A 16549-nucleotide genomic window follows, 5' to 3' on the forward strand; every position below is an offset into this window, starting at 1 on the left:
CGAATATGTCTGTAGCACAAAATTACGGTACTGGTCGCCGCAAATCATCCACGGCTCGCGTCTTTATCAAGCCGGGTAGCGGTAACATCTCCATCAACGGTCGCACTATCGAAGATTTCTTCGGTCGTGAAACCCTGCGCATGATTGTTCGTCAGCCGCTGGTGGTTGCCGAATCCGAAGATCGTTTCGATATCGCCATTACCGTAAAGGGTGGCGGCATCAGTGGCCAGGCTGGCGCCATTCGCCACGGTCTGACTCGCGCGCTGATGGACTACGACGAAACTCTGCGTCCGGCACTGCGCAAAGCGGGTTACGTAACCCGTGATGCCCGTAAGGTTGAGCGTAAGAAAGTGGGTCTGCGCAAAGCGCGTAAGCGTCCGCAGTACTCCAAGCGTTAATCGACGTTCAGTCGATTTGGAAAAACCCGGCCTTGTGGCCGGGTTTTTTTATATCTGTACTCCGGAATTATTTTTGATCTGGCGCAGGGATAGGCTCGCCTGCCGACCTTTCCGGCTTGTAAGCGGGGGGTAATTTCATTACCATTTCAGCGCTTATATTTTTGGGTTGTGAAGTCCTTTTCGAAGCGCAGTGCCGGTTTTTCCGCGTCTGTGCCTCGCCTGATGGGAGAAAACCATAATGAGTAATGGCGACGTGAGCCAAGGCCGGCGCCGGTTTCTGATCGGTGCTACGTCCGTGGTAGGTGGTGTCGGCGTCGTCGGTGCAGCCGTTCCTTTCGTAGCGTCCTGGAACCCCAGTGCGAAAGCGGAAGCGGCCGGTGCACCGGTAACCGTCAATATCAGCAAAATCGAACCGGGTCAGCAAATCACCGTTGAGTGGCGAGGTAAGCCTGTTTGGATTATCCGCAGAACGGAAGAAATGCTGGCGAATATCGAGAAGCTCAATGACGCAGTGAAGGACCCGATGTCGGAGGCGCCTCAGCAGCCTTCGTATATCCAGGGGCCCTTGCGAGCGATCAAGCCAGAGTTCGGTGTCTATGTGGGGCTCTGTACCCATCTGGGCTGCGTGCCCTCCTACCGGCCAGAGGTTGCGCCGGCTGATCTGGGTGAAAACTGGCTTGGTGGGTTGTTCTGCCCGTGTCACGGTTCCCGCTATGACATGGCCGGTCGGGTTTATGAGGCTCAACCCGCGCCGCTGAACCTTGAGGTTCCGCCGTACCGGTTTGACGATGATGTGACCATGACCATTGGTCTTGATCCGGAGGCCGCGTGATGCAAAAGCTGATTAACTGGGTAGACGAGCGTCTGCCAATCGTTGAGGCCTGGAACAAGCACCTGGCCAAGTATTACGCGCCGAAGAACTTTAACGTCTGGTATTTCTTCGGTTCACTGGCAATGCTGGTGCTGGTCAACCAGCTAGTGACCGGTATCTGGCTGACTATGAGCTACAACCCGTCTGCCGAGGGGGCGTTTGCCTCGGTGGAATACATCATGCGTGATGTGGAGTGGGGTTGGCTGCTGCGATACCTGCACTCGACCGGCGCATCTGCGTTCTTCGTTGTGGTGTATCTGCACATGTTCCGTGGTCTCATGTACGGTTCCTACCAGAAGCCGCGGGAATTGATCTGGATTTTCGGTATGCTGATCTACCTGGTGCTGATGGCAGAAGCCTTCATGGGCTACCTGCTGCCCTGGGGCCAGATGTCATACTGGGGTGCCCAGGTAATCGTTAACCTGTTTGGTGCGATTCCGGTCATCGGTGAAGATCTGTCTCTGTGGATTCGCGGTGACTATCTGATCTCCGGTATCACGCTGAACCGTTTCTTTGCCCTGCACGTGGTTGCTCTGCCAATCGTTCTGCTGGGTCTGGTTGTTCTTCACATCCTGGCGCTGCACGAAGTGGGTTCTAACAACCCCGACGGCATCGACATCAAGAAGAACAAGGATGAAAACGGTATTCCGAAAGACGGTATTCCGTTCCACCCGTATTACACCGTTCACGATCTGCTGGGCGTTGGTGTGTTTTTCTTCATCTTCTTCATCGTTGTCTTCTTCTTCCCGGAGATGGGCGGTCTGTTCCTGGAAAAGCCGAATTTTGAACCGGCCAACGCCCTGAAGACACCAGCGCACATTGCGCCTGTCTGGTACTTCACGCCGTTTTACGCGATGTTGCGGGCGGTGACGGTAGACTTTATGGGGCTGCCGGCGAAGTTCTGGGGTGTTGTGGTCATGGGTGGTGCGATTGCGATTCTGTTCGTGTTGCCGTGGCTTGACAGAAGTCCTGTCCGCTCAATCCGCTACAAGGGCTGGTTGAGCAAGATTGCCCTGGCAATCTTTGCGGTGAGCTTCGTAATCCTTGGCTACCTTGGACTGGTTCCCGCAACAGAAGGTCGCACGACTGTCGCTCAGATTCTGACAGTGTTGTACTTCCTCTACTTCATTCTGATGCCGTTCTACACGCGCATGGAGAACACCAAGCCAGTTCCAGAGAGGGTGACAGGATAATGAAAAAGCTGATTGTTGGTCTTTTCATCGCACTCCTGCCAGCGCTTGGCCTGGCGGCTGGTGCCGCGGTTCCTCTTGATCATATGGAGCCGGATCATACGGACAAGGCGTCGCTGCAGCGCGGTGCTGCCTTGTTTACCAACTACTGCATGGGGTGTCACTCCATGGAGTATGCTCGCTACAAGCGTGTTTCGGATGATCTGGAGATCCCTGTCGAGCTTTACGAGGAAAACCTGATCTTTACCGGTGCCAAGATCGGTGAGCTCATGAAGAACTCCATGAACAAGGATATGGCGGCCGGCTGGTTCGGTGCGCCGCCACCCGATCTTACGCTGGAAACCCGTCTGCGTGGTGAGTCCTGGGTATATTCATACCTGCGGGGCTTCTACAAGGACGATTCCCGGCCACTGGGCGTAAACAACGTGGTGTTCGATAACGTTGGTATGCCTCACATTCTGGTCGAGATGCAGGGTCTGTGCGCCGTGAAGCCGAACATTGGTGTCGGGGCGTCTGTTGAGCCGTTGAGTGGTAACGTCAATAACGCAGACGCTTGCCCGGATTACGCAACGGAGGGCTCGATGTCCGGTGCGGAGTTTGATCAGGCCATGTGGGATCTGACCAACTTCATGTCCTACATGGGCGACCCGGTCAAGGTGGAGCGCGAGCGTCTCGGTATCTTCGTGCTGATCTTTGTGGCGATCTTCTTTGTCTTCGCGTACCTGCTCAACCGCGAGTACTGGAAAGACGTACACTAAGATTTAGGGTATAATCCCGTGTCCTTGATTCCAGCGAGTCTTTAAGGCTCGCTGGATTTTTGCGTTTTGCATTGTTTCGATTTTTAGAATCGTGAGGTAGCTATATGGGCGTTGTGACCAAGCGGTCATCAATGACTTTTTTCTCGGATCCCGCAAGCCACTACAGTCACCGGGTGCGTATTGTCCTGGCTGAGAAAGGTGTCACTGTTGATATCGTGGATGTGGATCCGGACAACCCGCCGGCGGAACTGGCGGATATGAATCCGTACAACGCCCTGCCAACCCTGGTAGATCGGGACCTGGTTCTGTACGAGCCCAACATCATGATGGAGTATCTGGATGAGCGTTTTCCTCATCCGCCGCTGCTGCCGGTTTACCCCGTTGCCCGGGCTAACAGCCGCCTGATGATTCACCGCATCCAGAAAGACTGGTGCGGACTGGTTGATCAGATCCTGGCGCAGCCGGGGGCCAAGGCCAGCGATGCCGCTCGCAAGGAACTCAAGGAAAGCCTTCTGGCCACGGCACCTTTGTTTGCCGAAATGCCGTTCTTCCTGTCGGAAGAGTTCACCATCGTGGACTGTTGTATTGCGCCGATCCTGTGGCGTTTGCCGGCTCTGGGTATTGAGCTGAATGAAAAGCAGGCCAAGCCTTTGCAGAAGTACATGGAGAGCATCTTTGCCAGAGAAGGCTTCAAGGCAAGCCTTTCGGATCTGGAAGAAGATATTCGCAGCTGATTGTCAGCGCCCGTATTTCAGGGTAGGAGTTAAGCAGTGTCTGACATGACTATCGCCATGACATCCAGTCGTCCCTATCTGGTCCGTGCGTTGAACGAATGGATCCTCGATAACGACTGTACCCCGTATATCGTGGTGGATGCCGGCATTCAGGGTGTTCAGGTGCCTACTGAGCACGTTGCCAACGGCCAGATTGTGCTCAATATCAGCCCCGGCGCCGTGCGCGGACTGGTGATTGGCAATGGTGCGCTGGAATTCAGCGCTCGTTTCGGTGGTGTGCCGATGCAGGTTTTCATACCGTTGCAAGCGGTTATGGCCATCTATGCCAAGGAGAACGGCGAGGGCATGGTGTTTGGCAGTGAGCCTGGCTCTCCCGATCCGGAGGGTGGAGGTGAGCCCAAGTCGTCACGGCGAGCGGAAGACCGCCCGAATGGCAGGCCAACCCTGAAAGTGGTCAAGTAATAAAAAGCCGGCGATGCCGGCTTTTTTATTAGCCTCCAAAAAGCTTGTGGTCAATCAGGTCGCAGAAGGCGTTGATGATGACCAGCAGTAAGGGCGTGGCCTCGCTTGGCGGCAAATCGTTTAGTGCGATTTCATGGTCTTCAGGGTGCATCAGGGAAGTGATGTCGGATTTTTCCCTGGCGCTCAGCACCACAATCCTCATTTCCCGGTCGTGGGCAGCCTGGATGGCCTGGATCAGGTTTGCCTTGTGGCCGTCATCCACGATCACAAACAGAAGGTCGCCGGGCTTGCCAATGGCTCTGACCTGACGAGAGAAGGTGTCGTTAAATCGATTGTCACGGCAGATAGCGGAATAAGTGGTGGCGTCCGCCCCAAGGTTGATTGCCGGTAGTGCGGGGCGGTCCTGGTCAAAGCGGGACAATAATGCCGTGCAGAAATACTGGGCCAGTACGTTGGCGTTGCCATTGGCGCAGGTAATGATCTTGCCATCCTGGAGCAGGGCGTCAACAAATGCCTGCGCTACCTGCTCAATGGCGGGGCCAGCGGTGCTTGCCGCCTGTGCTGTGTGCTCCATATGGCTGGCGAACCACTGGTTGATTCTCTGTTCGGTGTCGGTCATGGTTTCTGGTCAGTCTGCCTGAATTGCGTTTTTGATCCATTGTATACGGTACTTGCTGGAGTGGCCTGGTGTGATGCCGATAACATCGATCCGGCTGACCCGGTCCCAGAGCCCGTGGCGGTGCAGGTAGAATGAGGCTGCACGCACCAGGCGTTGCTGCTTCACCGCGGACACCGAGCTTATCGGGTCCACCAGCGCACCATCAGCGCGGAAGCGAACTTCAAAGAACACCAGTGCTTCGGCATCCATTCCAATAAGGTCGATCTCGCCGCCACGATTGTGCACGTTCCGCTCAATAATCCGGATGCCTCTGCTTTCCAGATACCGCGCGGCGACACCTTCGTAATGCTGTCCGAGTTTTCTGGAGCCTTCCCTGGCCATCGGTTATCAGTTGTTTGCAGTCGGGGCGGGTTCACTTTCCCGGGGAACCGTCGGAGAAAGCAGTTTGGGTGTTCCCCCCTGGAATTGTGCCCAGCGTTGTTCGCGATGAATGCTGCCGTCAGGATCCATGGTCAGAATGCCGGTTTGCCCTTCAATGGCGGCATCTTCAACCTGGCGTAGAAGCGGCAAGCGCTTGCTCAGTTGCCAGGCGTCGGCGCCCATGGCGAAAAGGCGCCCCAGTTGCCCGGTGGTGCCACTCAGATACTGGCGCGATTCTTCCCGCAGGCTATTCGTCTCGGCCAATACCCAGGGGATGTCCGTAAAGAAGACCCGGTCAATATCCCTGTCCCGGCCCGGATTCGGCGTACCCTCGTACACGATGGAAGGTGAGTATACCGGCAGATCGCCGCCATAATAGAAGGCGAACAGTGGCTTGAACTGGCGGGCAACCGTGGGTGCGGCAACCAGCACGATGCCCTCGGCATCCTGGCGGCGGCGGGGTTCAAATTCCACATTCAGGCCAATTGTTCGCTCCACCTGAATGGCGCGCTGGCGGGAGTCGGTAATGCCCAGCAGGTCAGCTGTCACCGAGCGAAGGTTGTCTTCCGGGAAAAAGCGTTCGATGTCGAGCGCTCGTAACCCGAGCTGGTCCATCCTCGCCCGCAGGGCGGCTTCAACCCGGTCTCCCCATTCGCCGTGGGGAATCAGTACGAGAACCTGTTCGATGTTCTCGGCATCGAGTCTGTCGGCGATCTGTCGCGCCTCGTCTTCGGCAGATAGCCCGAACTGATAAAGGCCGTCCGGGATACGGGCATCCGGGCCAAGGTAGTTCAGGCCCAGTGCCGGAATCGGCAGCGTGTTCATGTTAGCTAGCTGGGACAGTGCTTCCTTGTCCAGCGGGCCAACAATCAAATCAATGTCGCTATTGGAGAGTTCCTCGTAGAGCTCGGAAAAAGAGCCGGTGGAGGTGTCGATGACCCGAATATCGGTTTTACTGCGGTCCGTGGTCTCATCCTGATAATAGGCGGCCAGGAAACCGTCGCGAATCGCTTTGCCGGCGCTGGCGAGGGCGCCTTGAAGCGGAACCGCCAATGCCAGTTTCTCCGGCCGGCTTGCCGCAAGTTCAGCCAGCAGGGCGAGATCCATGGGGAGCACCTGTGCTGCGGGGTGTCCGGGCCAGTTATTCTGCCATTGCCGGATCAGGCGCCCCTGATCATCCAGGCTGGCCCCCTTGGTGCGAAGGCGCAGAGCGAGCTCAAGCCATCCTTGAACCTCGAATCCGAGAGCGTTGTTGGAGGCGGATTGCAGGGTTGAGCGGTTGATGGGCTTGAGCAATTGCCAAATGCGATTATGCACCTCCTGCGGGGAAGTGCTGGAGTCGGTCTGGCTGAGCAGGATCAACGTCAGTGCCCCGTCCAAAGGTTGTCCGGCCAGCTCATAGGTCCGGGCCTGCAGCATGGCTGCCCGGGACATTAACTCCGCGGGGTAGGAAAGAAAGCTTTCTGGGGTGCTATCTGTGGCGAGCTGCTCAGCCCATTGGCCGTCCTGTAACTCGCTGGCACTGGCCATGGACAATAGTAAGCGTTGTCTGGCGATGTCCTCCGGAGCATTTTCCAGAGCGGGGGCCTGGAGAATGACTCGGGCATCTTCGTGGCGGCCTTGATCCTGGAATCGGCTGGCCACCCTTAATAGATAGCGTTGGCCAACCACCGGATCACGTTCATCGCTGGCCAGTGACAGTGCCTGCTCCGGGCTTTGTGCCATATGTTCATCGAGATTGACGGTGGCGCAGCCGCCCAGATAGAACAGAACGAGGGTGATCAGGGCCAGAATTGGGCTGTGACGGAAGCGATTTGTCATGGCGGGCTCGGTACTCTCTGAATCGTTGGGCTTGTGGTGCCGCGTTTTAGCTGGCAAGTTTACCAGCTCCCGGCGCATTTCACATGACGGGACAGTCATGGGCCGGAAATAGCGGCGCCGCGGTTCATTTCAGTGGAGTTTATTATGTCCAGTTCTGTAGCAAGCGTTGTCGGTGGCCGGCTTTCAATTGTTGCCACGCCCATCGGTAATCTGGCCGATCTTTCTGATCGTGCCCGGCAGGTGCTCGCTGCGGCGGATCTGGTCGCTGCGGAGGATACCCGTCACAGCTCGCGCTTGTTACAGCACCTGGGCCTTAGCAAGCCTTTGCTAGCGCTACACGATCATAATGAGAGGGATCGCGTTGGCAGAATCCTCTCTGCCCTTGCTGAAGGGCAGCAAGTGGCGCTGGTTTCCGATGCTGGCACCCCGTTGATCTCCGATCCCGGGTACATCCTGGTACGTGAAGCCAGAAGGGCGGGCTTTCCGGTTTCCCCTATCCCCGGTCCGTGTGCGCTGGTTGCGGCATTGTCGGCGGCAGGTTTACCGACGGATCGTTTTCTTTTCGCAGGTTTTTTGCCGGCTAAACGGGCGGGTAGACGTTCAGCGCTCGTGGAATTGCGTGAACAGACTGCCACTCTGGTGTTCTACGAATCCCCCCATCGAATTCTGGACCTGATGCAGGATCTGGTTGATGAGTTTGGCGATGGTCGGGAGTGTGTCCTCGGTCGGGAGCTGACCAAAACCTTTGAAACTTTCTACAGTGGGACGGTTAAAGAAGTGTTGGCGGAGTTGGAGGTCGACCCGCATGGCAGTCGGGGCGAATTCGTGGTGATGGTCCGAGGTAACGATGTCGTGGCCGGTTCGTCGCTCGATCTGGATGCCGATAAGCTGTTAAAGCTGCTTGTTGCAGAGATGCCGGTCAAAAAGGCAGCGAAAATCGTCGCGGAAGTCAGCGGCATCGGAAAAAATGAACTGTATCAGCGAGCGCTGCAGTTAAAGGGTGATTAAGTCTTGCATGCCTGCGCGCACGCGGGTATTGTCAGCGCCGAGCTCGCCAGACAGTCGCCGCCGGTTGATCCGGGGGAGGAAAGTCCGGGCTCCGCAGGGCAAGGTGCCAGGTAACGCCTGGGCGGCGTGAGCCGACGGAAAGTGCAACAGAAAGTATACCGCCTAAGCGCTTTCGGGCGCCGGTAAGGTTGAAATGGTGCGGTAAGAGCGCACCGCGTGGCTGGCAACAGTCCACGGCGATGGTAAACCCCACCTGGAGCAAGACCAAATAGGAATCCAATGGCGTGGCCCGCGCTGGATTCGGGTAGGTTGCTTGAGGTCTGTGGTGACGCAGACCCTAGATGAATGACTGTCCAAGACAGAACCCGGCTTATCGGCGAGCTCGCCTCTTTTCCTGATTATTCGGATGTGATCTACATACTTCTCACAAGTTACCTTTTATAGCCAAAAAATCTTAAACCTGAAGTTGGCTGTCTAAAGGTGTCTGCAGGTATTTGTTTTTTATCCTTTTCTTTACGTCTTTTTAACGCTTCGTTCCGTTTCTGCTTTGTAACCTCTTGTCGTTAAAGGAACTTTCCTGTGTGTGGTGCCTGTCGCGGCGCTTGCATTGTTATTTGCGTGTTTCTATAGTGTGCGGGAGTGGGAAAAAGTGGTTTTTGGTGGAATTTTGTGGAAATGAAAGCCTCGGACTAGACGTTAATGAGCAATTTTCTTGGCAGTCATGCCATCAATATGGACGCGAAGGGTCGCCTGGCGATCCCGACAAAGGTGCGTGAAGAGCTCGCGCAGCTTTGCGGTGGCCGTATTGTATTGACAGCCAACGCCGATGAAGAGAAGTGCTTGTTGCTCTACCCCGAGCCGGAATGGGAAGTGCTGCGCCCGAAAATCGAGGCGCTGCCCAACATGAACAAGGCGGCCAAGCGTCTGCAGCGCCTCATTCTGGGTAACGCTGCCCTCATGGAGCTGGATGCGTCCGGCCGGATTCTGGTACCGCAGACCCTCAGAAATCACGCCAATCTTGAAAAACGGCTGATGTTGGTCGGGCTTGGCAAGAAGTATGAGTTGTGGAGTGAGGAAAGCTGGAATGCTTACCTTGATGCCTCCGCAGCCGACGAGGAAATGCCACCGGAAATGGAGGCGCTGTCGCTATGACCGTACGCCAGGACGATCAGGCCAATGAAGGCTATCAGCATCGCTCGGTACTGTTGGATGCAGCGGTCGACTATCTGGTTACAGATGAAAACGGCCGTTATGTCGACGCCACGTTTGGCCGGGGCGGTCATAGTCGTCTGATTCTCGGCAAGCTCGGTCAGGATGGTCAGCTCCTGGGCATTGATAAGGATCCGGAAGCTATTGCCGTCGCCAGAGAGCTGGCATCTGAGGATTCCCGGTTTCAGTGGTACCACGGCTCGTTTGCCGGACTGGATCTTGCGCTTGAACGTCAGGGTTGGTCACAGGTTGATGGCGTGTTGATGGATCTGGGGGTGTCGTCGCCACAACTGGATGATGCTTCCCGCGGTTTTTCGTTCATGCGGGATGGTCCATTGGATATGCGAATGAACCCGCAGCAGGAGCCGAGTGCTGCCCAGTGGCTGGCCGAGGCTGATGAGCGGGAAATCGCAGATGTGATCTGGCGATACGGCGAGGAGCGGTTTTCTCGCCGTATCGCTCGTCTTGTCGTGGAGCGGCGTCAGGAGCAGCCGATTGAAACCACGCGGCAGCTGGCGGAGTTGGTTGCGGAGGCCGTGCCGAAGAAAGAGAAGCACAAGCACCCCGCCACCAGGGCTTTTCAGGCTATCCGGATTTTTATCAACCGGGAGCTCGAGGACCTGGAAGCCGGTCTGGCCGCGGCAGTTGATCGCCTGGCTCCCGGTGGGCGCCTGGTGGTGATCAGCTTTCACTCTCTTGAGGATCGTCTGGTCAAGCGCTTTATGCGTGATCTGGCGCGGGGGCCAAAGCTGCCGAAGGGGATACCGGTCACGGCGGAGCAGGAAGAATCCGGGTTCCAGCTGATTGGTAAAGCCAGCAAGGCCAATGAGCAGGAAATTACTGAAAACGTCAGGGCTCGCAGCGCGGTCATGCGAGTGCTTGAACGTAAAGCGAATTAATCGAAACGCAGGGGAGCGCGACGCCATGGGCGCGGTAGCGATTGAGCAACCAGTAAAAACCAACAGGATAAACAAACAGCGGGTTCGCGAGGGTGTTGCGACAGCCGTTCGTTTGTCCCGTCAGGTGTTTGATGCAACACGGGAAAGTCGGGTTCTGGTTACTCTGGTGTTGGTGGCGGTACTGACGCTGTCGTCCATAGGGGTGGTGGTCAGTGCCCATGAGAACCGCGAGCTGTTCAATACGTTGTCGGGTCTGCAGGAGCAGCGCGATGCCTATCAGCGTGAGTGGAGTCAACTGTTGCTGGAGCAGAGTGCTTTGAGCGCTCACGGGCGGGTCGAGAAACTCGCTGCTGAGCGCTTCAACATGGTGGTGCCCGGGCGGCAGGACATTGTACTCGTGCCTTTGATGTCACCGCTGGCAGCGAACTAAAACCAACAATAACCATCCGGGGTAACTGAAGTGTCCGGTCAGGGAACGCACGCAAACAGCTGGAAGCAGAGGCTGGTGACAGGCTTGAAAGCCTGGCGCTTCGGCTCTGTGCTGGGCGTTTTCCTGCTGGTTGTGGCCGGCATTGGATGGCGGTTGGTGGATCTTCATGTGGTGGATAATGACTTCCTGCGCAAGCAGGGAGATGTCAGAACCATCCGCGTTGAATCTATCGATGCCCATCGAGGCGTGGTGACGGATCGTCATGGCGAGCCTTTGGCCGTCAGTACGCCCGTTCAGACCGTGTGGGCAAATCCTTCCGAAACCGATCCCGAAGATCCGCAACTGGCGGCTCTTGCCCGAATTCTTGGGTTGTCTGAGGGCGCGCTGCGGGAGCGATTGCGCCAGTATGCTGGCCGCGAATTTATCTACCTGCGCCGCAAAGTGCAGCCCTCAATGGCGCGTGAAGCGCTGGCTCTAGGTGTCGGTGGTATCTATGCCCGGCAGGAATATCGTCGTTATTACCCCGCGGGAGAAGTCACCGCTCATGTGGTCGGGTTTACTGATATCGACGAGCATGGCCAGGAAGGTATCGAGTTAGCCTATAACAAATGGTTGACCGGTGAGCCGGGCCAGAAGCGGGTGCTCAAGGATAACCGTGGGCGCGTCATCAAAGATCTGATGCTTATCCGCGATGCCCGGCCCGGGAAGGACCTGGAACTGAGTATTGATCTCCGGCTGCAGTATCTGGCCTATCGGGAGCTCAAGGCGGTGGTCGGTGCTCACAAGGCTCGCGGCGGTACGCTGGTGATGCTGGATGTCGACACCGGTGAGGTGCTGGCCATGGTCAATCAAGGTTCCTACAACCCGAATGACCGGTCACAGCTTGCCGCAGAAAACCTGCGCAACAAGGCGATTACAGATCTGTTCGAGCCCGGCTCAACCATGAAGCCGCTGACGATAGCGGCTGCTCTGGAGTCCGGGGAATACACGGTTAACAGCACCATTGATACTTCCCCGGGCTTTCGGAGATTTGGTCGCTTCACCATTCGGGATCATCGCAATTACGGGGTGCTGGATCTGACGGAGATTATTGTCAAGTCCAGCAACGTCGGGGTGAGCAACATCGCAACGGATCTGGGTGGCGATACTCTGAGAAACCTCTATGCCCGCCTGGGCCTCGGCCAGGCAACTGGTATCGGCTTCCCTGGGGAAGCCGTTGGTGTTTTGCCGGCCCCCCCGAAATGGCGGCCGGTAGAAGAGTCCACCTTGTCTTATGGCTACGGCATGAGCGTTAACGCCTTGCAACTGGCACAGGCGTATATGGTTATTGCCAATGGTGGAATTCGTTACCCCCTCAGCCTGATGAGGCAGGAGCAGAGGCCGCAGGGGCAACGTGTACTGTCTGAACAGGTGACACGGGCCGTGCGGGACATGCTCAAGCAGGCGGTTGCCCGTGGTACTGGCAAGCGCGCCCAGCCCGGGCTGTATGCGGCCGGAGGCAAAACCGGGACCGTTCACCTGGTGGGAGCGAACGGGTACGAAGACAGTCAATATAAGGCCATCTTTGCCGGTATGGCACCGATTGATGACCCCAGAATTGTAACCGTTGTGGCCGTGGATGCGCCGCAGGCCGGAGAATATTACGGCGGAGAAGTTGCCGCGCCGGTATTCGCCCGGGTGATGGGTGACGCGCTGCGACTGCTGAATGTGAAGCCTGAACTGGAAGTCAGTGAAACACGCGTTTCGCAAGTAACTTCCGGGGGGAGAGGGTAAGCCATGTGCATCACATCCATCAGCACCTTGCTTCAGGGCATTATTGAGGTGCCATCGGTCTTCGATGTCACTATCCACGGACTGAAGACGGATAGCCGGAAAGTGCAGCCCGGTGACGCCTTTATTGCTCTGGCCGGGGCACGAACGCCCGCAGAGCACTATATGGATCAGGCCATCAGCGCCGGTGCCACGGCTATTCTGCTTGAGTCCGAGCGAGAGCGGCAGTGCCATGAGCGCCACGGCGCGTTAATTGTGCCCGTGGTTGGTCTGCGCGCCCGTCTGGGCCGAATTGCTGATCGCTTCTTCGAGCATCCCTCGCGCCATCTGAGAGTGATCGGGGTTACCGGCACCAATGGCAAGACGTCGGTGACCCAATACATCTCCCAGTTGTTACGGGAAACCGGCACGCCCTGCGGGCTGCTGGGTACCCTGGGTTATGGCATGCCGGGCAGTATCGAGTCGGCCACGCATACCACGCCGGATGTGGTCCAGGTGAACCGGGTATTGAACCGCATACGCAATGAGGGTGGTCGGGCTGCAGTAATGGAAGTGTCGTCGCACGCTCTGGATCAAGGGCGGGTTGATAATCTGACTATGACCGGTGCGGTGTTCACCAACCTCACGCGTGATCACCTGGATTACCACGGTTCCATGGAAGCCTATGGCGAGGCCAAGGCCAGGCTGTTCCTGCGGGAAGAACTGCACTTCTCAGTGATCAATTTTGACGATCCGTTTGGCCGGCAGCTTTACGGTCAGCTTGAGGGCCAGTGTGACCGGGTTCGTTACAGTCTGCATGAAGCCCAGACGGAACTCTGGTTGAAGGAATTTACGCCCACGGCCTCAGGGTTTAGCGCCAGGGTCGATGGGCAATGGGGCGAGTTTGATCTTACTGTCCCCCTGTTAGGGAGTTTCAATGCCAGCAATGTTCTGGCAGCCCTGGCTACCGTACTGACGCTTGGCGTACCTGTTGAGCGGGCGGTGTCCGTTGTCAGGGAGCTGTCACCGCCCCCGGGGCGTCTTGAACGATTCACCGGCCCAACCGGCAAACATGTGGTGGTGGACTATGCCCACACGCCTGATGCCCTGGCCAATGCCCTTGAAGCATTGCGGCCCCACACCCGGGGCAGGCTGATCTGTGTGTTCGGTTGCGGTGGCGACCGGGACCCCGGCAAGCGGCCGGAAATGGCGAAAGAAGCGGAAAAGCGGGCGGATTACGTCATCGTAACCGACGACAACCCGCGTACCGAGCAGCCTGAACGGATTGTCAGCGACATTTCTGCTGGTTTCACTCAGGCTGGTCGCTGGCAGGTGATTCACGACCGCGCTCAGGCAATTGCCGAGGCATTGGGTATGGCCAATGAGGATGATCTGGTGCTGATTGCAGGTAAAGGTCATGAAGCCTATCAGGAGATCCGGGGCCAGAAGTTGCCGTTCAGCGACGCCGAGCAGGTACGCCATCTATTGAACCTGAATGGAGGTGTGGCATGATGCGCGCCTTTTCGCTGGCGGAAGCTCGCGAGTGGCTTCAGGCCACCCTGGCAGGGGCGCGTACTGATGCGGGTGAACTCTGGTTTGATGGCGTCTCCACCGATACCCGATCGGTTGGAGAGGGGCAGCTGTTTGTTGCTCTGCGCGGTGAGCGGTTTGATGGTCATGAATTCCTTGGCCAGGCCCTGACACAGGGAGCCGTCGCTGCGGTAGTGGATACCGAGGTCACCGACGTTGCCATTCCGCAACTGGTCGTTAGCGATACGGTTCAGGCCTTGGCCGATCTGGCCAGCGCCAATCGCAGCGGAAGCGCGGCCCGGCTGGTGGCGATTACCGGCAGCAGTGGCAAAACCACGGTTCGTGAAATGACCGGGGCCATTCTCGCCGGCATGGGGCCGACCTTGGTGACTGAAGGCAATCTCAATAATCACATTGGTGTTCCGCTGACCCTGTTTCGGCTGACGCCGGATCACCAGTTCGGCGCCATTGAGCTGGGGGCCAGTGGTCTTGGCGAAATTGCCAACACGGTGTCAATTACCCGACCGCAGGTTGCGATTCTGACCAATGCAGGCCAGGCGCACCTGGAGGGTTTTGGCAGTTACCAGAATATTGTTCTGGCCAAAGGCGAGATTATTGATGGCGTGCCGGCAGATGGAGCCGTCGTGCTGAACCGGGACGATCCTGCCTTCGATCAATGGCATGCCCGTGCGGGCCAACGGCGGGTGCTGGGGGTTTCCCGGATGGGGCACCCGGGCGCGGATTACCGCGCGGAGGCGATCATGGCCACTGATCAGGGGTTTGAATTCCTGGTGTTGGGGCCAGACAACTGGCGCTGTCATCTGGTGCTGGGGTTGCCCGGTGAACACAACATTACCAATGCTCTGCTGGCTCTCGCGGCCTGCAGGGAACTGGGAGCGACAGATCAGCAGGTTCAGTCCGGGCTCATGCAGGTAGAAGCCGTGAAGGGGCGTCTCCAGGTGCTCAAGCCGGCCCCGGATCTGACCCTGATTGACGACAGTTACAACGCCAATCCGGCGTCTATGAAAGCGGCGCTGGACGTTCTGGCGTCGTACCCGGCGCCCCGGCTGGCGGTGCTCGGCGCCATGGCAGAGCTGGGCGATGAGGCGAACGAGCTGCACCGGCAGGTGGGTGAACATGCCCGTGCCCGTGGAATTGAGAAGGTTATGGTGGTGGGAGCCGGAGGTAACGGCTACGGCACCGGATTTGGTGACGAGACAGAGTTTTTCCCGAGTCATGAGCAGGCGGTGAGCGCCATTGTGGCGGGCCGGAGTGGTGCTATGACGGTCCTGGTGAAAGGTTCTCGTAGTTCCGCCATGGATCGCGTGGTGGAGGGAATTCAGAAAAAGGTGAAGAACCCATGCTGCTCTGGCTGACAGAGATACTATCGCAATACTTTTCGTCGCTGACGGTGTTTCAGTACCTGACACTGCGGGCGATCCTGGGCATTCTTACGGCGCTGCTCATCTCGCTGGTGATCGGTCCGGTGATGATTCGCAAGCTGAGTCAGTATCAGATCGGCCAGGCCGTACGTGATGACGGCCCCCAGACTCACCTGAGCAAAGCCGGTACGCCGACGATGGGCGGCGCCCTGATTCTCGTGGCCATCGCCATTTCCACCCTGCTGTGGGCGGATCTGACCAATCGTTATGTCTGGGTGGTGTTGCTGGTTACCCTGCTGTTCGGTGCCATTGGCTGGGTGGATGACTACCGTAAGGTTGTGGAGCGCAATCCCCGGGGCCTGCCGGCACGCTGGAAATACTTCTGGCAGTCGGTGATCGGGGCCACGGCCGCGATCGTGCTCTATGTCACTGCTTCACTGCCCCAGGAAACCTCGCTTTATCTGCCGTTCCTGAAAAATGTCTCGCTGACCCTCGGGCCGGTGTTGTTCATTCTGCTGACCTACTTCGTGATTGTTGGTAGCAGCAACGCGGTAAATCTGACAGACGGCCTGGATGGTCTGGCTATCATGCCAACCGTCATGGTGGCGGGGGCTCTGGCCATCTTTGCTTACCTCTCGGGCCATGCGCAGTTCGCCAATTACCTGCTGATTCCGCATCTGCCCGGAACCGGTGAGCTGATCATTTTCTGCGGAGCCCTGGTGGGTGCAGGACTCGGGTTCCTGTGGTTCAACACTTACCCGGCGCAGGTATTCATGGGCGATGTCGGTGCCCTTGCCCTGGGAGCCGCCCTGGGCACAGTGGCTGTCATCGTCCGGCAGGAAATTGTGTTGTTCATCATGGGCGGCGTGTTCGTGATGGAAACCATTTCTGTGATTCTGCAGGTGGCCTCATTCCGGCTCACGGGTCGGCGGATCTTCCGGATGGCGCCGCTGCACCATCATTTTGAATTGAAAGGCTGGCCCGAGCCACGAGTCATTGTCCGGTTCTGGGTTATTACTGTTGTTCTCGTTCTGATTGGCCTGGCCAGTCTGAAAATCCGATAGGAAAT

The 16549-nt window shown here is 57.4% G+C and carries 17 protein-coding genes and 1 other RNA gene; 15 read left to right on the top strand and 3 right to left on the bottom strand.

Features of this window, described 5'->3' with window-relative positions:
* Positions 1-5: 5 nt before the first annotated feature.
* The 6 genes from rpsI to MARHY_RS03730 all read left to right on the top strand — a co-directional run bounded on the left by rpsI (position 6) and on the right by MARHY_RS03730 (position 4413).
* A complete protein-coding gene (gene rpsI / locus MARHY_RS03705) occupies positions 6-398 on the top strand; it encodes a 30S ribosomal protein S9 (RefSeq protein ID WP_011785930.1) in 393 nt (130 codons plus the stop codon).
* 238 nt (positions 399-636) lie between these two features.
* Positions 637-1230, top strand: a complete 594-nt coding sequence (gene petA / locus MARHY_RS03710; protein WP_014420621.1) for a ubiquinol-cytochrome c reductase iron-sulfur subunit — start codon at positions 637-639, stop codon at positions 1228-1230.
* Entirely contained in the window at positions 1230-2462 is a 1233-nt protein-coding gene (locus MARHY_RS03715; RefSeq protein ID WP_014420622.1) for a cytochrome b, read from the top strand. Before petA ends, MARHY_RS03715 begins: the two co-directional genes overlap by 1 nt.
* Positions 2462-3217 carry a cytochrome c1 gene (locus tag MARHY_RS03720; RefSeq protein ID WP_014420623.1) on the top strand — a complete coding sequence of 252 codons (756 nt, stop codon included), beginning with the start codon at positions 2462-2464 and terminating at the stop codon, positions 3215-3217. Before MARHY_RS03715 ends, MARHY_RS03720 begins: the two co-directional genes overlap by 1 nt.
* A gap of 104 nt (positions 3218-3321) precedes the next feature.
* Positions 3322-3951 (top strand): glutathione S-transferase N-terminal domain-containing protein, encoded by a 630-nt coding sequence (locus tag MARHY_RS03725; protein WP_011785926.1) that lies wholly within the window; start codon positions 3322-3324, stop codon positions 3949-3951.
* A gap of 57 nt (positions 3952-4008) precedes the next feature.
* Complete coding sequence (locus MARHY_RS03730; protein WP_206769525.1) at positions 4009-4413, top strand: ClpXP protease specificity-enhancing factor; 405 nt, start codon at positions 4009-4011, stop codon at positions 4411-4413.
* Between the two features lie 28 nt (positions 4414-4441).
* Here MARHY_RS03730 and MARHY_RS03735 read toward each other — a convergent pair whose 3' ends face one another.
* From MARHY_RS03735 to MARHY_RS03745, 3 genes are read right to left on the bottom strand one after another with little or no spacing between them, the layout of a single operon-like run.
* Positions 4442-5032, bottom strand: coding sequence for a D-sedoheptulose-7-phosphate isomerase (locus tag MARHY_RS03735; RefSeq protein ID WP_011785924.1), 591 nt, complete (start codon positions 5030-5032; stop codon positions 4442-4444).
* Positions 5033-5041: 9 nt separating this feature from the next.
* Positions 5042-5413 (bottom strand): YraN family protein, encoded by a 372-nt coding sequence (locus tag MARHY_RS03740; RefSeq protein WP_014420625.1) that lies wholly within the window; start codon positions 5411-5413, stop codon positions 5042-5044.
* A 6-nt stretch (positions 5414-5419) separates the two neighbouring features.
* Complete coding sequence (locus MARHY_RS03745; RefSeq protein ID WP_081496587.1) at positions 5420-7273, bottom strand: penicillin-binding protein activator; 1854 nt, start codon at positions 7271-7273, stop codon at positions 5420-5422.
* A 144-nt stretch (positions 7274-7417) separates the two neighbouring features.
* Here MARHY_RS03745 and rsmI point away from each other — a divergent pair, with 144 nt between their 5' ends.
* From rsmI to mraY, 9 genes are all read left to right on the top strand, one after another.
* The gene (rsmI, locus tag MARHY_RS03750) at positions 7418-8281 is read left to right on the top strand and encodes a 16S rRNA (cytidine(1402)-2'-O)-methyltransferase (protein WP_041654578.1); all 864 of its coding nucleotides are present in this window, start codon (positions 7418-7420) and stop codon (positions 8279-8281) included.
* Positions 8282-8319: 38 nt separating this feature from the next.
* Positions 8320-8670, top strand: an RNA gene (rnpB, locus tag MARHY_RS18430) — RNase P RNA component class A.
* Positions 8671-8980: 310 nt separating this feature from the next.
* Positions 8981-9433, top strand: a complete 453-nt coding sequence (gene mraZ, locus MARHY_RS03755) for a division/cell wall cluster transcriptional repressor MraZ (protein WP_011785920.1) — start codon at positions 8981-8983, stop codon at positions 9431-9433.
* A complete protein-coding gene (gene rsmH / locus MARHY_RS03760) occupies positions 9430-10389 on the top strand; it encodes a 16S rRNA (cytosine(1402)-N(4))-methyltransferase RsmH (protein WP_014420628.1) in 960 nt (319 codons plus the stop codon). Before mraZ ends, rsmH begins: the two co-directional genes overlap by 4 nt.
* Positions 10390-10414: 25 nt before the next feature.
* Positions 10415-10819 (top strand): cell division protein FtsL, encoded by a 405-nt coding sequence (gene ftsL / locus MARHY_RS03765; protein WP_014420629.1) that lies wholly within the window; start codon positions 10415-10417, stop codon positions 10817-10819.
* Between the two features lie 30 nt (positions 10820-10849).
* On the top strand, positions 10850-12592 hold the full coding sequence (locus MARHY_RS03770) for a peptidoglycan D,D-transpeptidase FtsI family protein (RefSeq protein WP_014420630.1): 1743 nt from the start codon (positions 10850-10852) through the stop codon (positions 12590-12592).
* A gap of 3 nt (positions 12593-12595) precedes the next feature.
* Positions 12596-14080 (top strand): UDP-N-acetylmuramoyl-L-alanyl-D-glutamate--2,6-diaminopimelate ligase, encoded by a 1485-nt coding sequence (locus tag MARHY_RS03775; RefSeq protein WP_014420631.1) that lies wholly within the window; start codon positions 12596-12598, stop codon positions 14078-14080.
* Positions 14077-15474, top strand: a complete 1398-nt coding sequence (locus MARHY_RS03780; protein WP_014420632.1) for a UDP-N-acetylmuramoyl-tripeptide--D-alanyl-D-alanine ligase — start codon at positions 14077-14079, stop codon at positions 15472-15474. The genes MARHY_RS03775 and MARHY_RS03780 overlap by 4 nt, the downstream gene beginning before the upstream one ends.
* Positions 15459-16544 carry a phospho-N-acetylmuramoyl-pentapeptide-transferase gene (gene mraY, locus MARHY_RS03785; protein WP_014420633.1) on the top strand — a complete coding sequence of 362 codons (1086 nt, stop codon included), beginning with the start codon at positions 15459-15461 and terminating at the stop codon, positions 16542-16544. Before MARHY_RS03780 ends, mraY begins: the two co-directional genes overlap by 16 nt.
* Positions 16545-16549 lie beyond the last annotated feature (5 nt).

Origin of the sequence: Marinobacter nauticus ATCC 49840, assembly GCF_000284615.1 — a bacterium.
Lineage (GTDB): Bacteria > Pseudomonadota > Gammaproteobacteria > Pseudomonadales > Oleiphilaceae > Marinobacter > Marinobacter nauticus.